17 protein-coding genes and 4 tRNA genes are annotated in these 16,660 nt (G+C 57.2%); 8 read left to right on the forward strand and 13 right to left on the reverse strand.

The genetic code is table 11. The features are described 5' to 3' along the window. Positions 1–146 precede the first annotated feature (146 nt). Positions 147–275, forward strand: a complete 129-nt coding sequence (locus ACJ8IJ_RS20120; protein ID WP_016928228.1) for a hypothetical protein — start codon at positions 147–149, stop codon at positions 273–275. 63 nt (positions 276–338) lie between these two features. Here ACJ8IJ_RS20120 and ACJ8IJ_RS20125 read toward each other — a convergent pair whose 3' ends face one another. The 5 genes from ACJ8IJ_RS20125 to cho all read right to left on the reverse strand — a co-directional run bounded on the left by ACJ8IJ_RS20125 (position 339) and on the right by cho (position 2,710). Continuing rightward, positions 339–470 carry a hypothetical protein gene (locus ACJ8IJ_RS20125; protein WP_015377413.1) on the reverse strand — a complete coding sequence of 44 codons (132 nt, stop codon included), beginning with the start codon at positions 468–470 and terminating at the stop codon, positions 339–341. 69 nt (positions 471–539) lie between these two features. Continuing rightward, entirely contained in the window at positions 540–1,043 is a 504-nt protein-coding gene (locus ACJ8IJ_RS20130) for a YlaC family protein (RefSeq protein WP_004927898.1), read from the reverse strand. Between the two features lie 123 nt (positions 1,044–1,166). After that, entirely contained in the window at positions 1,167–1,466 is a 300-nt protein-coding gene (locus tag ACJ8IJ_RS20135) for a sigma-S stabilization anti-adapter protein IraP (RefSeq protein ID WP_016928230.1), read from the reverse strand. A gap of 186 nt (positions 1,467–1,652) precedes the next feature. Next, positions 1,653–1,749: transfer RNA gene (locus ACJ8IJ_RS20140), tRNA-OTHER, on the reverse strand. 112 nt (positions 1,750–1,861) lie between these two features. Next, positions 1,862–2,710, reverse strand: a complete 849-nt coding sequence (gene cho, locus ACJ8IJ_RS20145; RefSeq protein WP_286094037.1) for an excinuclease Cho — start codon at positions 2,708–2,710, stop codon at positions 1,862–1,864. 216 nt (positions 2,711–2,926) lie between these two features. Here cho and ACJ8IJ_RS20150 point away from each other — a divergent pair, with 216 nt between their 5' ends. The 6 genes from ACJ8IJ_RS20150 to ACJ8IJ_RS20175 all read left to right on the forward strand — a co-directional run bounded on the left by ACJ8IJ_RS20150 (position 2,927) and on the right by ACJ8IJ_RS20175 (position 9,992). Further along, positions 2,927–4,132 carry an efflux RND transporter periplasmic adaptor subunit gene (locus tag ACJ8IJ_RS20150; RefSeq protein ID WP_080352425.1) on the forward strand — a complete coding sequence of 402 codons (1,206 nt, stop codon included), beginning with the start codon at positions 2,927–2,929 and terminating at the stop codon, positions 4,130–4,132. Next, a complete protein-coding gene (locus tag ACJ8IJ_RS20155) occupies positions 4,129–6,066 on the forward strand; it encodes a MacB family efflux pump subunit (RefSeq protein WP_442518485.1) in 1,938 nt (645 codons plus the stop codon). Before ACJ8IJ_RS20150 ends, ACJ8IJ_RS20155 begins: the two co-directional genes overlap by 4 nt. Positions 6,067–6,069: 3 nt before the next feature. Further along, positions 6,070–7,437 (forward strand): TolC family protein, encoded by a 1,368-nt coding sequence (locus tag ACJ8IJ_RS20160; protein WP_442518486.1) that lies wholly within the window; start codon positions 6,070–6,072, stop codon positions 7,435–7,437. A 413-nt stretch (positions 7,438–7,850) separates the two neighbouring features. Beyond that, entirely contained in the window at positions 7,851–9,353 is a 1,503-nt protein-coding gene (gene proP, locus ACJ8IJ_RS20165) for a glycine betaine/L-proline transporter ProP (RefSeq protein WP_004927916.1), read from the forward strand. A 135-nt stretch (positions 9,354–9,488) separates the two neighbouring features. Continuing rightward, positions 9,489–9,626: a hypothetical protein gene (locus tag ACJ8IJ_RS20170; RefSeq protein WP_162138956.1), complete on the forward strand. Its 138-nt coding sequence runs from the start codon at positions 9,489–9,491 to the stop codon at positions 9,624–9,626. 96 nt (positions 9,627–9,722) lie between these two features. After that, positions 9,723–9,992 (forward strand): hypothetical protein, encoded by a 270-nt coding sequence (locus ACJ8IJ_RS20175; RefSeq protein ID WP_016928237.1) that lies wholly within the window; start codon positions 9,723–9,725, stop codon positions 9,990–9,992. 57 nt (positions 9,993–10,049) lie between these two features. Here ACJ8IJ_RS20175 and ACJ8IJ_RS20180 read toward each other — a convergent pair whose 3' ends face one another. The 3 genes from ACJ8IJ_RS20180 to ACJ8IJ_RS20190 all read right to left on the reverse strand — a co-directional run bounded on the left by ACJ8IJ_RS20180 (position 10,050) and on the right by ACJ8IJ_RS20190 (position 11,443). Then, a complete protein-coding gene (locus tag ACJ8IJ_RS20180) occupies positions 10,050–10,601 on the reverse strand; it encodes a hypothetical protein (protein WP_004927924.1) in 552 nt (183 codons plus the stop codon). Next, positions 10,567–10,848, reverse strand: coding sequence for a hypothetical protein (locus ACJ8IJ_RS20185; protein WP_004927927.1), 282 nt, complete (start codon positions 10,846–10,848; stop codon positions 10,567–10,569). Before ACJ8IJ_RS20185 ends, ACJ8IJ_RS20180 begins: the two co-directional genes overlap by 35 nt. A gap of 142 nt (positions 10,849–10,990) precedes the next feature. Continuing rightward, entirely contained in the window at positions 10,991–11,443 is a 453-nt protein-coding gene (locus ACJ8IJ_RS20190; protein WP_004927931.1) for a PaaI family thioesterase, read from the reverse strand. A 237-nt stretch (positions 11,444–11,680) separates the two neighbouring features. Here ACJ8IJ_RS20190 and ACJ8IJ_RS20195 point away from each other — a divergent pair, with 237 nt between their 5' ends. Next, positions 11,681–13,021, forward strand: coding sequence for an anaerobic C4-dicarboxylate transporter (locus ACJ8IJ_RS20195; RefSeq protein ID WP_004927934.1), 1,341 nt, complete (start codon positions 11,681–11,683; stop codon positions 13,019–13,021). A gap of 178 nt (positions 13,022–13,199) precedes the next feature. Here the strand turns inward: ACJ8IJ_RS20195 and ACJ8IJ_RS20200 are convergent. The 5 genes from ACJ8IJ_RS20200 to uvrC all read right to left on the reverse strand — a co-directional run. Beyond that, positions 13,200–13,285: transfer RNA gene (locus tag ACJ8IJ_RS20200), tRNA-Leu, on the reverse strand. A gap of 10 nt (positions 13,286–13,295) precedes the next feature. Further along, positions 13,296–13,369, reverse strand: a tRNA-Cys gene (locus ACJ8IJ_RS20205). 713 nt (positions 13,370–14,082) lie between these two features. Next, positions 14,083–14,158: transfer RNA gene (locus ACJ8IJ_RS20210), tRNA-Gly, on the reverse strand. 144 nt (positions 14,159–14,302) lie between these two features. Further along, positions 14,303–14,851, reverse strand: a complete 549-nt coding sequence (pgsA, locus tag ACJ8IJ_RS20215) for a CDP-diacylglycerol--glycerol-3-phosphate 3-phosphatidyltransferase (protein WP_004927937.1) — start codon at positions 14,849–14,851, stop codon at positions 14,303–14,305. A gap of 58 nt (positions 14,852–14,909) precedes the next feature. After that, positions 14,910–16,660 (reverse strand): excinuclease ABC subunit UvrC (uvrC, locus tag ACJ8IJ_RS20220; RefSeq protein ID WP_442524991.1); only part of this gene is annotated, 1,751 nt, incomplete at its 5' end.

Genomic DNA, 16,660 nt, shown 5'->3' on the forward strand with positions numbered 1-16,660 from the left:
CAAATTATATCCCTTTGATATAACGGCGCCGACAGGGATTAGGAAAGTGAACGGCAAGACTCGATTTCTTTCGGTGATAGTGATCATGGCGCTGGGCGTAGCGGCGCTCGATCTCGGCATCGCCGGTTTGGTCCATAGACTTTTAATTGGATAATTTCAACGTGACGCAGCAGGAACAAGAAAAAGACATTCTGGGGAAAATACTGGTGACGGTGTCCGCGCTTTGCCTGATTCTGGTGGCGGCGTTCCTGATCTGGGGATTCGTGCTGGATTGACGCCGCGCGACGCTCAGACATAAAAAAAAACCGCCACGGCGGTTTTTTTTATGGGTCAGGCAATCAGATCTTGCAACCTTCGCAGTCCGCTTCGTCTTCGAGGAACTCGGGGACCTCTTTTACCTTCTGCGCCGCTTTTTCTTCGGCTTTCGCCAGTTCGGCATCGATATCAAAATCGAAAATATCATCACTCATCGCTTGATCCTCATTCTGCTTCGCGTTCAAACGCTGAGTATAATCGACAAGCCGCCGGCCGGAAACCTTTCAGTTCGCCGCCGCCAACTGAGACGGCTCATCCTGCGGCTTTTTTCCGTAGGCCATGTCGTACACGTCGTAGAAATCGATTTCGCCCTTGTTGCCGATGATGATTCGCATCTTCTGTTTCAGCGCGGCGCCGATGGACGGCTCATCCAGCAGCTGCTGCACCGCATAAGGTGACAGCGCGCGGGTGAAGTACCATTCGCCGTTGTAGCAAACTCGCAGATCCAGCACCCCGATGTCCTCGAAGCGGTACACCGGCCGGATCTCGATCAGCAGCATGGCGAACATGAACAGCACGAAAGCGGTGAAGCCCAGGAAGGCATATATCCCCATGTACGGCACCTGATACATCACGGCGATCACCGCGAAATAACCGGCGAACATGGCAAGGCACAGATAGCGGTGAGTGCGGGCGAATTCGCTGTTGAAGCGCGGCTTGCCGTCCCGCCCTTCGCGCCGATTGATCTGTTCAATCTCTTTAACCAAGATGCTTTTAATCGCGTCCATCGTTACAACCTTATGCTGGAAACAGCATTGCCATCAAATCTCACCGCTAAAAGTAACACAAGTACAGTTTTGCCGGGTAGATCAGTTAGCCAACTTAATGACGGCAACTGTTATAGTTCGGCTTCAGCGCGGCTGAGCGGCTTTGCCTTGCGCAAACATGAACATGCGCTGGGCCACATCGTCGGCCTGTTTGATCTTCTGCTTTTGCGGTTCGTTGCTGCGTTGAATGGCGCGGGCGTAAGCGATTTCATGGGCCTGATCGATCATCGCGATGATCCGGTCACGCTCGGTCTTCTCCATATTGCCCAACATGGTGGTGATAATCGCCTGGTAAGCGTTGGACGCGGCGCTCAGCGCTTTCTCTCTCGCCTCAAGGGCGGCGACGCGTTGCAAGAGCTCCTGCAGTTGCTCGGAGTGAGACATATCGACCTCCTGTTGCCGGGCAGCAAGCCTGCCTGATTACAGTTTAGCAAAGGATCGAAAGAGAAAGAGGAAGGAAAGCCAGCGGTTACGGTAAAGCACACCCGAAAATCCCAACGAGGAGCCGATAGTGCAAATCAACCCGGGTGCGCTTTACGGTAAACGCGGTGAGGTGAAGGGAAAGAAAGCTGGCGCGCTATGCAGGACTCGAACCCGCGTCTATCAATTTTCAAGCCAAAACAAGCCATTATAAAACCAATCACTCTGCCAACTGAGTTAATAGCGCGTTCCTTCGCTTCGGGGCGACATTATCCATAACAACATTATGGACTCAAGCTTTTTTAGCATAATGTCATGCATTTACGGATAAATCTTAGGTAATCGATAGCGTTCCGGCATTAAGGCAGCGCAATAATCCGGTAATCGCCGCCGATGAGCGGCTTGCACAGAATCTTGTAGCCATCGCTATCAAAGTGGCTGGCCGCGCTCTGCAGCAACTTCGCCTGCGCCAGGCTGCTGACCGATCCCAGATAAAACCAATTGTGGATAACATGGTACTGCCGCAGCGCCTCGCCCTGCTCCTCCAGCGCCACGCGTCCGGCGAACGGCCAACAGGCGATGCGCAACTGTTCAAGCGCCGCGCTGAGCCGCAGAGCATGTTCCTGCGCCGACTCCACGCCACAGCAGGCGCCGGCGCACTTGCGCAGGCTGTAGCGGAAACAGGCTCGCCCCGCCGGCAGCTTGTCGATCCCCAGCTTGCCGTAACATAAACGATGCTCGTCGGCGATGGCGCGCAGCTTTTCCAGCGCGGCGTGGCGATTGGCAAACAGCCCATAGAGATCGGGCGTGACAGCGAAGTCGATCTCTTTGGCGTGAGCAATCGTCACCACATCTGCCTGCAAGCGCAGCGCGCAAAGCTGTTTCGAGCGCCGCAGACGTTTGTTGAACAGCGGCTGTTGCTGCTTGATCAGCTGCGCCTCCAGCAGCAATGCGCCCAACTCACCGGCGGTCTCGATAAAGCTGATGCGTCGGGTTTGGCGCAGCATTTTTGCCTCCTCCTGCGCGCGGAAGTGCGCCATCACCCGGCTGCGTATATTGACGCTTTTACCGATGTAAAGCGGCAGGCTCTCGCTTTGACCGTGAAACACATACACGCCCGGCCCTTTGGGCAACGGCGCCAGGCAGGCGCGCAGGTGCTCCGGGTATTGATAAATGTCGAGTTCCGGCTCGAGGCGGTTTGGCATCATGGCGGTGGCATTATCCTGCTGATGAATGAATACTGGTTTTTTAGCCAGTATAACGCGCCCTGCAGCCGGTTGCACACCTGGCGGATAATAACTCACCGTGATCTTTAGCGGGAAAGCCTTTACTATCCCCTTTCCAGCGGGAAAGCGCCTCACGTTTAGCGCCAGTTCAAGCTGGCGCTGCCATGATGGCAGACTGGAACCGCCGCTTTTATCGTTATGGAAAACCTGGGTATGTCATCACTGAAACTCCCCTCCCGCCGTCTGGCGTTGATCGCCGCCATCGTTTTCATCGCCGTCGCCGTCGCGCTGGCCATCTTTTGGCAACGCCCGCCGCAGCAGGATTACGTTACTGCGCCGGCCCGCCTGGGCGATATCGAAAACGCCGTGCTGGCCACCGGGCGGCTGGATGCCATCGAACGCGTCAACGTCGGCGCCCGCGTCTCCGGCGAAGTCAAATCGCTGAAGGTCAAGCTGGGTGATCGCGTCACCAAAGGGCAACCGATCGCCGACATCGACGATCTGCAACAGCGCAACGATCTGCGCAACGCCGAGGCGGCGCTGAACGTAGTCAAAGCCAATATGTTAGCCAAACAGGCCTTGCTGAAACAGGCGGAGTCGCGTTTCAAACGCCAGCGCCGCATGCTGAACGACGAAGCCAGTTCGCGGGAAGACTTCGAAACCGCCGAAGCCTCGCTCGCCACCACTCGCGCCGATCTGCAGGCGCTCAATGCGCAGTTGGTGCAATCGCAGATCGAAGTCGAGAAGAAAAAAATCGATCTGGGCTATACCCGCGTGGTTGCGCCGATGGACGGCATCGTCATCGCCGTGGTGACGCAGCAGGGGCAAACGGTCAACTCCAGCCAAAGCGCGCCGACCATCGTCAAGCTGGCGCGGTTGGATATGATGACCATCAAGGCGCAGATCTCCGAAGCCGACATCACCCGCATTTCACCGGGGCAAAAGGCGTACTTCACTATTTTCTCCGATCCGGATAAACGGTACGACGCCACGCTGCGCACCATCGAGCTGGCGCCGGAATCGGTGATGAAAGACGATTCGCTCGCAGGCACCAGCTCCGCGTCCGGTTCCGGCACCTCGAACGCCTCGGTCTATTACAACGCGCTGCTGGACGTACCCAACCCGGAGAACCGCCTGCGCATTGCCATGACCGCGCAGGTTTCCTTACTGCTCGGCGACGCGAAGAACACCCTGCTGGTGCCGATCCAGGCGGTGCATAAAACCGAAGGAAAAATGCAGCAGGTGCAGGTGCTGACTCAGGATCAGCGGCTGGAAACGCGCGAAGTGACCACCGGCATCACCAACAACGTCGATATTCAGATCCTCAGCGGCCTGAAAGCCGGTGAAACCGTGGTGCTGTCGCAGCCCGCCGCCAAGTCGGCTGAGGATGGCATTTTCCTGTGAACGCGATCATCGAGCTAAAAGGCATCAGTCGAACCTACACCAACGGCGGTCAGGCGCTGACGGTGTTGAAAGACATCGATTTGACCATCGCCGCCGGCGAGCTGGTGGCGATCATCGGCGCCTCGGGTTCCGGCAAATCGACGCTGATGAACATCATGGGCTGCCTCGACGTGCCGGATCGCGGCGACTACTACATCAGCGGCCAGAACGCCGCCCACCTGTCGCCGGACGAACTGGCCCGCCTGCGCCGCGAGCATATCGGCTTTATCTTCCAGCGTTACCACCTGATGCCCGATCTCAGCGCGCTGGGCAACGTCGAAATTCCGGCCATCTACGCCAACACCCGGCGCGATCAGCGGCGGCTGCGGGCGGCGCAACTGCTGGCGCGGTTAGGCCTGGAGGGTCGCGAAGACCACAAGCCCGGCCAGCTTTCCGGCGGCCAGCAGCAGCGCGTCAGCATCGCCCGCTCGCTGATCAACGGCGGCGAAATTATCCTGGCGGACGAACCGACCGGCGCGCTGGACACCCAATCTGGCCAGGAAGTGCTGGCGATCCTGAGCGAGCTGAATCAGCGCGGCCACACCGTGGTGATCGTGACCCACGATATGAACGTGGCGCAGCATGCGCACCGCGTCATCGAGCTGCGAGACGGCGAGATCATCGCTGACAGCGGCCGCCAATCGGCGCCCGCCGCCGCGCTGCCGCCGCCGAACCGCAGTCGGCAAAGCGGCTGGCAAAGCCTGATTGACCGCACCCGCGAATCGCTGCACATGGCGCTAAAAGCGATGAACGCCCATCGCCTGCGCACCGCGCTGACCATGACCGGCATTATCTTCGGCATCGCCGCCGTGGTTACGGTGGTGGCGCTGGGCGAAGGCGCCAAGCAGCGCACGCTGGAGAATATCAAGGGGCTCGGCACCAACGTGGTGAGCATCTATCCGGGGCGCGACTTCTTCGACGACGCCATCGACAGCATCCGCACCCTGGTGCCGGCCGATGCCGACGCCCTGGCGCAACAAAGCTTCGTCGACAGCGTCAGCCCGGAGGTCAGCGCGTCCGACAGCATCCGTTTTCGCAGCAAATCCGCCACCGCCTCGATCACCGGCGTCGGGCGCGACTATTTCCGCGTCAACGGCATCACGCTGGTGCAAGGCGCCACCTTCCGCGACGATCGCAACGCGCTGCAGGAAGTGATCATCGACGACAACGCGCGCCAGGCGCTGTTCGGCGATTTTGGCGTCGAGCCGCTCGGCCAGATCGTGTTTCTCGGCTCGGTGCCGGCGCGGGTGGTCGGCGTCGCCAAAAGCGAACGCAACTATGCGCCTAACCGCATCAGCGTCTGGATGCCCTACAGCACGGTGATGTACCGTATGGTCGGCAAGACCACGCTCGGCGGCATCACCGTGCGCCTGAAGGACGACGTCGCCAGCGAAGCCGCCGTCAGCGCCATCACGCAGTTGCTGACCCAACGCCATGGCGTCAAGGATTTCATGACGTTCAACCGCGATCAGTTCCGTAAATCGATCGAGCGCACCTCGATGACGCTCAGCCTGCTGATCCTGATGGTGGCCTCGATCTCGCTGGTGATCGGCAGCCTGGGCGTGATGAACATCATGCTGGTCTCGGTAACCGAGCGCACCCACGAGATCGGCGTGCGCATGGCGGTCGGCGCGCGGCGCGGCGATATCATGCAACAGTTCATGATCGAGGCGGTGCTGGTCTGTCTGATCGGCGGCATTTTGGGCATCGCGCTGTCGTTCGCCGCCGGTTCTCTGTTCACCACGCTGGCGGGCGGCATGTTCACCGCCATCTATTCCTGGCAAGCCGCCGCGACGGCGTTTTTCTGTTCAACCTTAATCGGCATGATCTTCGGTTATCTCCCCGCCCGTAAAGCGGCAAGGATGGATCCGGTCGTTTCATTGGCCAGCGAGTAACCCATGAAAATTATCTCTCCCCTGGCGTTAAGCCTCGCCGCCCTGCTCACCGCCGGCTGCGGCAACGCCCTGAAAAGCGACTACCGGGCGCCGCAGATCAACTATCCTGCAGGGTGGCAGCACGCCGCCGAAAACGCCACGCCGACGCCGTTCGACTGGCGTGATTTCCACGATCCTGAACTCGAGCGCTGGCTGCAACAGGTGATGGCCAGCAACAACGATCTGGCCGCCGCCGTGCTGCGCGTCTACCGCGCGCGGCTCGAGGCGGAACGCGTCGGCATCAGCACCGCGCCCGGCGTCAGCGCCTCATTAGGCAGCAGCATTAATCGCCCGCTGTCCGAGTCCTCCGCGTGGAATAAAACCAGCAACGCGTCGCTCTCTACGAGCTATGAAGTCGATCTGTGGGGTAAACTGGCGCGCCAGCGCGACGCCGCCGAGTGGGCCAGCCAGGCTTCCGAGCAAGATCTGCAAACGGCGCGCCTGACGCTGCTGGCCGACGCCGCCACGAATTACTGGCGCATCGGCTTCCTCAATCAGCAGATCGACGTCAGCCGGGCGAGCATCGCCTATGCCAAAACGACGCTACGGCTGGCCAACGCCCGTTATCAGGCCGGCAGCATCTCGGCGCTGGACGTGGTGAACGCGGAGCAAAGCTTGCTGACGCAGGAAAGCCGACTGCTGGCGTTGCAGCACGAACGCCAACAGGCGCTGAACGAACAGGCGGTGCTGCTGGGTGCGCCTTCGGGCCAGGCCACCATCGCGCCCGCACGCCTGCCGACGGCGGCGATGCCGCAGATCAACACCGGCATTCCCGCCAGCGTCCTGAGCCGTCGCCCGGATCTCAGCGCTCAAGAGCTGCGGTTGCGCGCCGCCCTGGCCAACGTCGATGAAAAACGTCTGCAATACTATCCCGCGTTCAGCCTGACCGGCTCGCTGGGCGCCAGCAGCAGCGCGCTGCTGGAATTCCTGCGCAACCCGACGGGCAGCCTCGGCGCCGGCCTGACGCTGCCGTTCCTGCAGTGGCGGCAAATGGGTGTGGAGATCAAGATCGCCCGCAACGACTATGAACAACAGGTGCTGGCGTTCAAACAGGCGCTGTACAAGGCGATGGGCGATGTGAACAACGCCCTGTCATTGCGTACGCAGCTGCTGGCGCAGGAGACACAGTTACGCGCTTCATTGGCGCTGGCGCGCAAATCGGAGCGGCTGAACGAGGTGCGCTACCGGCAGGGCGCCGTCACCATTACCGACTGGCTAAACGCTCAGGAGCAACGCCGTCAGGCGGAACTGGCGGTAGACGAAAACCGCTTCGCGCAGTACCAGAACCTGGCGAAAATCTATCTGGAGTTCGGCGGTTCGTCGGCGCCCTAATCCAAACTGCCTGGCCAGTTGGTCAGGCGTTTTTTAGCGGCGAACACATCAATTTTTCCTGTTTTATCTCCCGTACTCTCTATACTTGAAACATCATCAATCAGACGAAAAACCGTCAAATAGCACAATTATTAGACTATTCTCGCACCAAATCGGTGCAAATACTTAAGTTAAACTGCTGGATTTGATCGCCGCAAGATATAACGTTAAGCTATAGATGCAAAATAATTAGTCACCTAAATGACATAACATTGGCATAAACGACGATATTTTGTGATCCACATCCCAACTTAAATGTGGATAATGAATCGTCTTAAACCGCGATTCGATTAGCCGATTTGATAACTCGAAAACAACAGTGAACGGAGATTACGCTTTCACGAACAACGAATAATTCATTAAGGGATGATTATATGAAGTTAAGAAAAAAACGACATAAACCGATGCACATTAACGACATCACCATCATCGATGACAGCAAACTCAAGAAGGCGATCACCGCGGCGGCCCTGGGCAACGCGATGGAGTGGTTCGACTTCGGCGTATACGGCTTTGTCGCCTATGCGCTTGGCCAGGTCTTCTTCCCCGGCGCCTCTCCCGGCGTGCAAATGATCGCCGCGCTGGCGACCTTCTCCGTGCCCTTCCTGGTGCGTCCGCTCGGCGGCCTGTTCTTCGGCGCTATGGGCGACAAGTTCGGCCGGCAAAAAGTTCTCTCGGTCACCATTATCATCATGGCGGTCAGCACCTTCTGTATCGGCCTGATCCCGTCCTATGCGTCTATCGGCATCTGGGCGCCGATCCTGCTGCTGCTGGCCAAGCTGGCACAGGGCTTCTCCGTCGGCGGTGAATATTCCGGTGCGGCGATCTTCGTCGCCGAGTACTCGCCGGACCGCAAACGCGGCTTTATGGGCAGTTGGCTGGACTTCGGCTCCATCGCCGGCTTTGTGATGGGTGCCGGCGTGGTTGTGCTGATCTCCAGCATCGTCGGTGAAGCCAACTTCCTCGACTGGGGCTGGCGCATTCCGTTCTTCATCGCCGCGCCGCTGGGCCTGATCGGTCTCTATCTGCGCCATGCGCTGGAAGAAACCCCGGCGTTCCAGCAGCACGTGGATAAGATGGAGAAAGAGGATCGCAACGCCATCGAAAATCCGCCGAAAACCTCGTTCAAAGAGATCGCGGCCAAACACTGGAAAAGTTTGCTGGTATGCGTCGGTATCGTGATTTCCACCAACGTGACCTATTACATGCTGTTGACCTACATGCCGAGTTACCTGTCGCATAACCTGCACTACTCGGAGGATCACGGCGTTCTGATCATCATCGCCATCATGATCGGCATGCTGTTCGTGCAGCCGGTGATCGGCCTGACCAGCGACCGTATCGGTCGTAAGCCGTTCATCATCGGCGGCAGCATCGGCCTGTTGGCGCTGGCGATCCCGTGCTTCATTTTGATCAACAGCAACGTCATCGGCCTGATCTTCGTCGGTCTGCTGGTGCTGGCGGTGCTGCTCAACTCCTTCACCGGGGTGATGGCCTCGATTCTGCCGGCAATGTTCCCGACGCACATCCGCTACAGCGCGCTGGCGATTTCGTTCAACATTTCGGTACTGATCGCCGGTGCGACACCGACCGCCGCTGCCTGGCTGGTGGAAGCGACCGGCAACCTGTACATGCCGGCCTACTACCTGATGGTTGTGGCGGTGATCGGTCTTATCACCGGTCTGTACATGAAAGAGACCGCCAACAAGCCGCTGCGCGGCGCAACGCCGGCCGCTTCTGACCGTACCGAAGCGAAAGAACTGCTGCAGGAGACCTACGACAACATCGAACAGAAAGTCGAGGACATCAACGCGCAGATCGCCGAGCTGGAAAAGAAAAAGCAGATCCTGATAGACCAGCACCCCAAGCTGGACTGATCGCCGCTGAAAGCCACCCGTTTGGGTGGCTTTTTTACTTTGATTTCAAAAGAAATAATGCGCAGCGCATTTTTATGACAATCAGGATTGGTGGTACGCTTTGCCGCACACTCTTTATTGATGAAGAACATGATCATGAGCAAAATGGACCTTCCCATCATCATCGGCATCCTGGTGATGCTGACCCTGTGGCTCGGCGCGCTTTTCAACATTGGCGATATCACCTTCAGCATTTCACGTCTGTTTCACTGGATTGAAAGCCAACGCGGCTAACCCGACGCCGCCGCAGGCGGTGGGAAACTTCGGCTATGATTGATAGACGTTACGCCATTTTCCGAGACTGTCGCTCGCGATAAAGAGGACCGCATCATGACCGACTATGAGTTCTACAATCAGATCCTGACCCGCCTGGCCGCCAATCACCCCGGCACGCTGGATGAAAAAACCTACGAACTGTGGAAGCAGGACGCCACCAGCCCGCACGCCTTCGCCGATCCCTTCGCCTATCTCAAAACCAAGGGGCTGATACAAGCCTATGTGATGAGCGACATCGACGAGAACAACTATGATATCGATCCGCACCAAACGCGGATCACCACCGCCGGTCTCGAGTTCATGCGCAACGGCGGGTTTAAGTAAGCAACAAAAAACCGCCGGGCGGCGGTTTTTTATCTTAAAAAGCCTGCGGCCGGTGGTTCAGGCGGGGAAAGGCCGATAAAAAATGCGCAGCACTTCGTTGTCGCCCTGGCGTAAAAAACCGCCTTCCGGCTGCCAGCGCAGATCGCGCGCCAGATTGAGATTTTCCCAACCGACCGCGCCGCCCACGCCGATGCAAAGATTTTTATTGCCCGCGGCAAATCCCGCACCGGTGCCGATCATGGCATGCAGCAATCGGGGCGCCGCCGCGTCGCGCATGGAAAATATACCGATAAAACATCCCTGCGGCGCGCGCAGCATATCCGCCATGGTGCGGATCTCGGTATCATCAGGGCTGACGAAATGTTTATATTGCTTATCGAACACCGTCAGCCACAGCTGCTTGTATTTCGCCTTGCTGAGCGCGCCTGAACGGTGAGCGCAAAGCACCACCGCATCCCAGCACATTTCCCCGCTCAACGAAAGGTACTCTTCCGTATCGGCTTGCGGCTTGTCGGCGTAATGCCGCGCAAACTCAGCCGCATTCAAATGCGGCGGCACGGCCTGTTTGGCAACGTCACTCTTGTAGCGCTTGAAATTCAACCAATGCATGGGGAGTATCCTCTTCACCCGCGAGATTAATGAATCTGAAACCGTGGATGAGACGAGCCATCACATCCAGGGCGTCGTCGGCGATGGCGGTTTCGTCGTCATTCAGACCCTGCGCCACCGACCGCTCAATCGCGTTCATCACCGCCGGAGCGCTGGTTTCTTCCCCCTGCGCCACCACGTCTAATACGGCTTTGCCGATCGCCAGACAAAGCTCATGATCAAACTCAACCTCTTTATACGGCTGCATAATCACCCCGATAAATTTTCACCCAAGAATACTAGACCACAATGGCGTATCGCGCCTGCCATCGTAGCGCAGCAAGGTATGCAGCCGAAGATAAATGCATCCGGCTCCGGGTTGATAACCCGAAGCCCGATAAAAAAGCAGGTTATTGCGGTGCTTGTTCGGTGGGGCGAATAATAAAGCAAGTGGCGGTTGCCGAAGCTAGCAGCTTCCCTTCCGCCGTTTTGAGCGTGCCTTCAGCAAAAGCGACGTTCTTCGCCGCATAGACCAGACGCCCCTCGGCGATCAGATCAGTTTCCTTCGGCACAGGGCGCAACATTTTAACCTGCAGATCGACGGTGCCATAGCCAATCCCCGCGCCCAGCGTACTGTGCACCGCGCAACCGGTCACCGAGTCCAAAACCGTGGCGGCGAAACCGCCATGTACGCCCCCCAGTGGATTCAGATGGCGCCCGTCGGCCCGCGCCGCGATGCGAATATACCCCTCTTCCACCGCGACCGGTTTCATGGGCACGGTTTCAGCGATCGAGGCCGGTGGGATCTTGCCAGCCATCGCAGCCTGTAATAACGCCAGCCCGGTCATTTTTGTCGGATCCATTGCTCTCTCCTCTGGTGGTAAACCGGTTATATAGAAGAGGTCTGACCTCTTAACTTGCTTTTTCGTGCTGATGTCGTCAGCCGCCTGCTCTTCAGATCCTCTGAACGTGACCGTCATCACTCTTTAGAGCTAATAACCACAATTTTTTAGCGCCTTTAGATTTAAAACAACTTTCTACTGTAAACACCGCCGGAAACTGAACGCAGTTAAGTTCAACATTATTAAGGCGTATCTATCATGGATTTCTTTCTGCAATTAGCGGTTATATTGGCATGCCTGCTGTATGGGGCGCGTAAGGGCGGCATTGCGCTGGGGTTACTGGGCGGTATCGGTTTGATGATCCTGGTGTTTGGCTTTCACCTGCAGCCCGGCAAACCACCGGTAGACGTGATGCTGGTGATCATCGCGGTGGTGGCGGCCTCCGCCACCCTGCAGGCCTCAGGCGGGTTGGACGTCATGCTGCAGATCGCCGAGCGGATGCTGCGGCGCAACCCGCGTTATGTCTCGATCATCGCCCCCTTCGTCACCTGTATTCTCACTATCCTGTGCGGCACCGGCCATGTGGTGTACACCATCTTGCCGATCATCTATGACGTGGCGATCAAAAATAATATCCGCCCGGAACGGCCGATGGCGGCCAGTTCGATCGGCGCGCAGATGGGCATTATCGCCAGCCCGGTCTCGGTGGCGGTGGTGTCATTGGTGGCAATGCTCAGCAGCTACACCTTCAATGGCCGCCATCTGGAATTCCTCGATCTGCTGTCTATCACCATCCCTTCGACGCTGTGCGGCATTCTGGCGATCGGCATCTTCAGCTGGTTCCGCGGCAAAGACCTGGACAAAGACCCGGAGTTCCAGAAGTTCATCTCGGTGCCGGAGAACCATCGCTATGTCTACGGCGACGCCGCTACCCTGCTGGACCGGGTATTGCCGCGCAGCAACTGGATCGCCATGTGGATTTTCCTCGCCACCATCGCCCTGGTGGCGGTGCTGGGGGCCTTTTCCGGCCTGCGGCCCAGCTTCGGCGGCAAGCCGCTCTCCATGGTTCTGGTGATCCAAATGTGCATGCTGATGGCCGGGGCGTTGATCGTTATCATTACCCGCACCAACCCGGCGTCTATCTCTAAAAACGAGGTGTTCCGTTCCGGCATGATCGCCATCGTGGCGGTGTATGGTGTTGCCTGGATGGCGGAAACCATGTTCGGCGCGCACCTGGCGCAGATCGAGGCCACACTGGGTGTGTTGGTGAAAGAGTACCCTTGGGCCTATGCGCTGATCCTGCTGCTGGTGTCGAAATTCGTCAACTCGCAGGCCGCCGCACTGGCGGCGCTGGTGCCGGTGGCGCTGGCGATCGGGGTTAACCCCGCCTATATCGTCGCTTCGGCGCCGGCCTGTTACGGCTATTACATTCTGCCAACCTACCCCAGCGATCTGGCGGCAATCCAGTTCGATCGCTCCGGCACCACCCGCATCGGCCGCTTCGTGATCAACCACAGCTTTATTCTGCCCGGCCTGATCGGCGTCAGCGTCTCCTGCGTCTTCGGCTGGATCCTCGCTGCGGCGTTCGGTTTCTTATGAGTTGTACTTCGGAGCCCTGCGGGGCTCCCTGCAAGCTGGATGACAATCCATGGGTATAAGGCATGCCAAGACAGGAAGGAATGCGGGGATAATGCGAATTACAGAAACAAAAAAACCGCCTCTCGGCGGTCTACGACATTACTACTTATTGCTTTGATTATTCGGTATTTTCGTTCCCTGGTACCCGGGGCGGGACTTGAACCCGCACAGCCATAAGCCGAGGGATTTTAAATCCCTTGTGTCTACCGATTTCACCACCCGGGCTCGGGAAAGTTGGAGGCGCGTTCCGGAGTCGAACCGGACTGGACGGATTTGCAATCCGCTACATAACCGCTTTGTTAACGCGCCTTTATTCTGTTTGCCTTTTCAGGCCAAAGCCGGTGATCCACCCACTTCGTTTTGTTCTTTTCAATCGCGATGTTGAAATCGCTCATCTTAATCATCTGATTCTTAAGTAATTTATTTCGTTACCGCCGAATCGATGGACTGCATTATGGACTAAACCCCCCACCTTGGCAACCCCCCGAAATAGCAAAAAGTTCTCTAACGCTTTCAACTGCTTATTTTGTGGGCGCACTGTTCACAATGCCAACGGAAAGGCAAGCGGAATGTTGATTTTATATGCATCGGCTCAGAGATTCACGGGCAAATCGGATCTTTTTTCTCGACAGGAATCGCTTGCCCGTGCCCTCCCCGGCTTTTCATTTGCTTATGATCATGGGGTACCGGGCAAAGCATCATCATGGGGACATCGCGCAATCTTCGGTGCCACCGCCCTGAACGACCAACGCAACTGCAGAGCTGGAGACTCACATCGGGTTGTACGCCGCACGATGGATCGGCATCAATACCCCACAGAGCATCGACACGATGTCCAATCAAATGTGCCTGTTTTCAGGAGGCATCCTGCGGTATGAAAATGGCAGGAGATATAGGGACAATAGTCGATGCAGGAAGATGAAGAAAGGTTTCGCCGGACGGCAAAGGAATAGAAAACGAAAAAGGGGCCGAAGCCCCTTTTTCTTACCTGCCGAATCACGAAGATTCAACAGGCTAATGTTTGGAGCGGGAAACGAGGCTCGAACTCGCGACCTCAACCTTGGCAAGGTTGCGCTCTACCAACTGAGCTATTCCCGCATTACCAGAACTGACTGATTTCTTTGCTACCTTTCGGCAATTCATCGTTGTCGTCTGATGCGATGCATTCTACTTACCTGACGTGATGAGTCAATAAAATTGTTGGCACACCACGATCGTTTGCCGCTTTTTGCAGCGTATCGATCACGGTTCCAGCAAATCGTTGCGTGCCGCGTTCAAATATTGGAACATCGACCAGAAAGTCAGCACCGCCGCGATATACAACAAGCCAATCGCCACATACTCTACGGAACGATCCGGCCGCCACAGCAAGCCCACCAGCGACATCATCTGCGCCATGGTTTTCACTTTGCCGATCCAGGACACCGCCACGCTGCTGCGTTTGCCAATTTCCGCCATCCACTCGCGCAGCGACGAAATGATGATTTCACGGGCGATCATGGTGGCCGCCGGCAGCGTGATCCACCAGCTGTGGTAGTGCTCAGCCACCAGCACCAGCGCCACCGCCACCATCACTTTGTCCGCGACCGGATCCAAAAACGCCCCGAAGCGCGTCGTTTGTTTCCAGCGACGTGCCAGGAAGCCGTCAAACCAGTCGGTGACGGCGGCAAACACAAAGATAACGGCGCAAACCATCGGAGCCCAGTTGAACGGCAGATAAAACGCCAGCACAAAGAATGGGATCAGAACTACGCGAAACAGGGTAAGCCAAGTCGGTATATTCAATTGCATAATGCTACGGTAACTATCTGGCTAGAGTGGAAATTAAGAGTATGTTGCTACATTGCCCTCAGTGTTTCAATGCATTGTAGATCTTTTCTGCCAATGCTTGTGAAATACCCGGCACTTTTGCAATTTCCTCCACGCTGGCGTTCAACAAAGGTTGCAGTCCGCCCATATACTTCAACAGCACCTGGCGCCGTTTCGGCCCTACGCCTTCAATCAGCTCCAATGCGCTGGTATTCCTGACTTTCGCCCTTCTCTGCCGGTGACCGGTAATGGCATGATTGTGCGAATCGTCGCGGATGTGTTGGATCACATGCAGCGCCGGCGAATCCGGCGGCAGAGAAATCCCTTCACCTTCCGGCACAAAGAACAACGTTTCTAACCCTGCCTTACGGTCGGCGCCTTTGGCGATGCCGATCAGCAGCGGCTTATTTTTGTCCCAGGTAACATTCAGCGATTTGAATACGTCGATCGCCATGCCGAGCTGCCCTTTACCGCCGTCGATGAAGATGACATCCGGGATCTTTTTCTCTTCCAGCGCTTTGCCGTAACGGCGCTTCAGCACCTGCGTCATCGCCGCGTAGTCATCGCCAGGAGTGATGCCGCTGATATTGTAACGCCGATACTCCGCTCGCACGGGTCCGTTTCCGTCGAACACCACGCACGAAGCCACGGTCTGCTCACCCATGGTATGGCTGATATCGAAGCACTCCATACGGTTGATTTCCGTCAGGTTCAGCACTTTGGCCAATTCCGCCAGCCGCTGATGGATCGTCGACTGTTGCGACAGCTTGGTGGTCAACGCCGTTGCCGCGTTGGTGCGCGCCAGTTTCAGATAACGGGCGCGATCGCCGCGCGGTTTGCTTTGAATTTGGATCTTGCGCCCCGCCAACTCGGAGAGCGATTCCGCAAGCAGGTCTTTTTCCGGCAGGCTGAAATCCAGCAGGATCTCGCCGGGCAGCGTACGCGCCTGGCTGCCTTGCAGATAGAACTGGCCGACAAAGGTCTGCACCACCTCGCCCATATCCGTGCCGCCCGGCACTTTAGGGAAATAGCTGCGGCTGCCCAGCACCTTGCCCTGACGGATGAACAGCACGTGCAGGCACGCCATACCGGCATCGAACGCCACGCCGATCACGTCCAGATCGTCGCTGTCGCCCGACACGAACTGCCGTTCGGTGACGCGGCGCACGGCCTGAATTTGATCGCGAATGCGCGCCGCCTCTTCGAAATTAAGCAGTTTGCTGGCTTCTTCCATACGCTCAATCAGCTGGTGCAATACCTGCTGATCTTTACCAGAAAGAAACAGCCGCACGTAGTCCACCTGCTGCCGGTACTCTTCTTCGCTCACCAGCCCGGCAACACAAGGCCCCAGACAGCGACCGATCTGATACTGCAGGCACGGACGCGAACGGTTGCGATACACGCTGTTTTCGCACTGGCGGATTGGGAACAGCTTCTGCAGCAGCGCCAGCGTTTCACGCACGGCGTAAGAGTTGGGAAAAGGCCCGAAATATTCGCCTTTGGCGTGTTTGGCGCCGCGATGCACCGCCAAACGGGGATGGGTATCCGCACTGAGAAAAATCAGCGGGTAAGATTTATCGTCTCGCAAAAGAACATTATATCGCGGTTGGTACAATTTAATGTAGTTATGTTCCAACAGCAGCGCTTCTGTCTCGGTGTGAGTAACCGTTACGTCTATTTGCGCGATATTTTTAACCAGCGTCTCGGTTTTACGGCTGCTGACCTGCTGCCGAAAATAGCTGGCGAGACGCTTTTTCAGGTCTTTGGCTTTACCGACGTAGATCACCGTAC

Source organism: Serratia sp. CY40230 (assembly GCF_052168835.1).
Taxonomy (GTDB): domain Bacteria; phylum Pseudomonadota; class Gammaproteobacteria; order Enterobacterales; family Enterobacteriaceae; genus Serratia; species Serratia nematodiphila.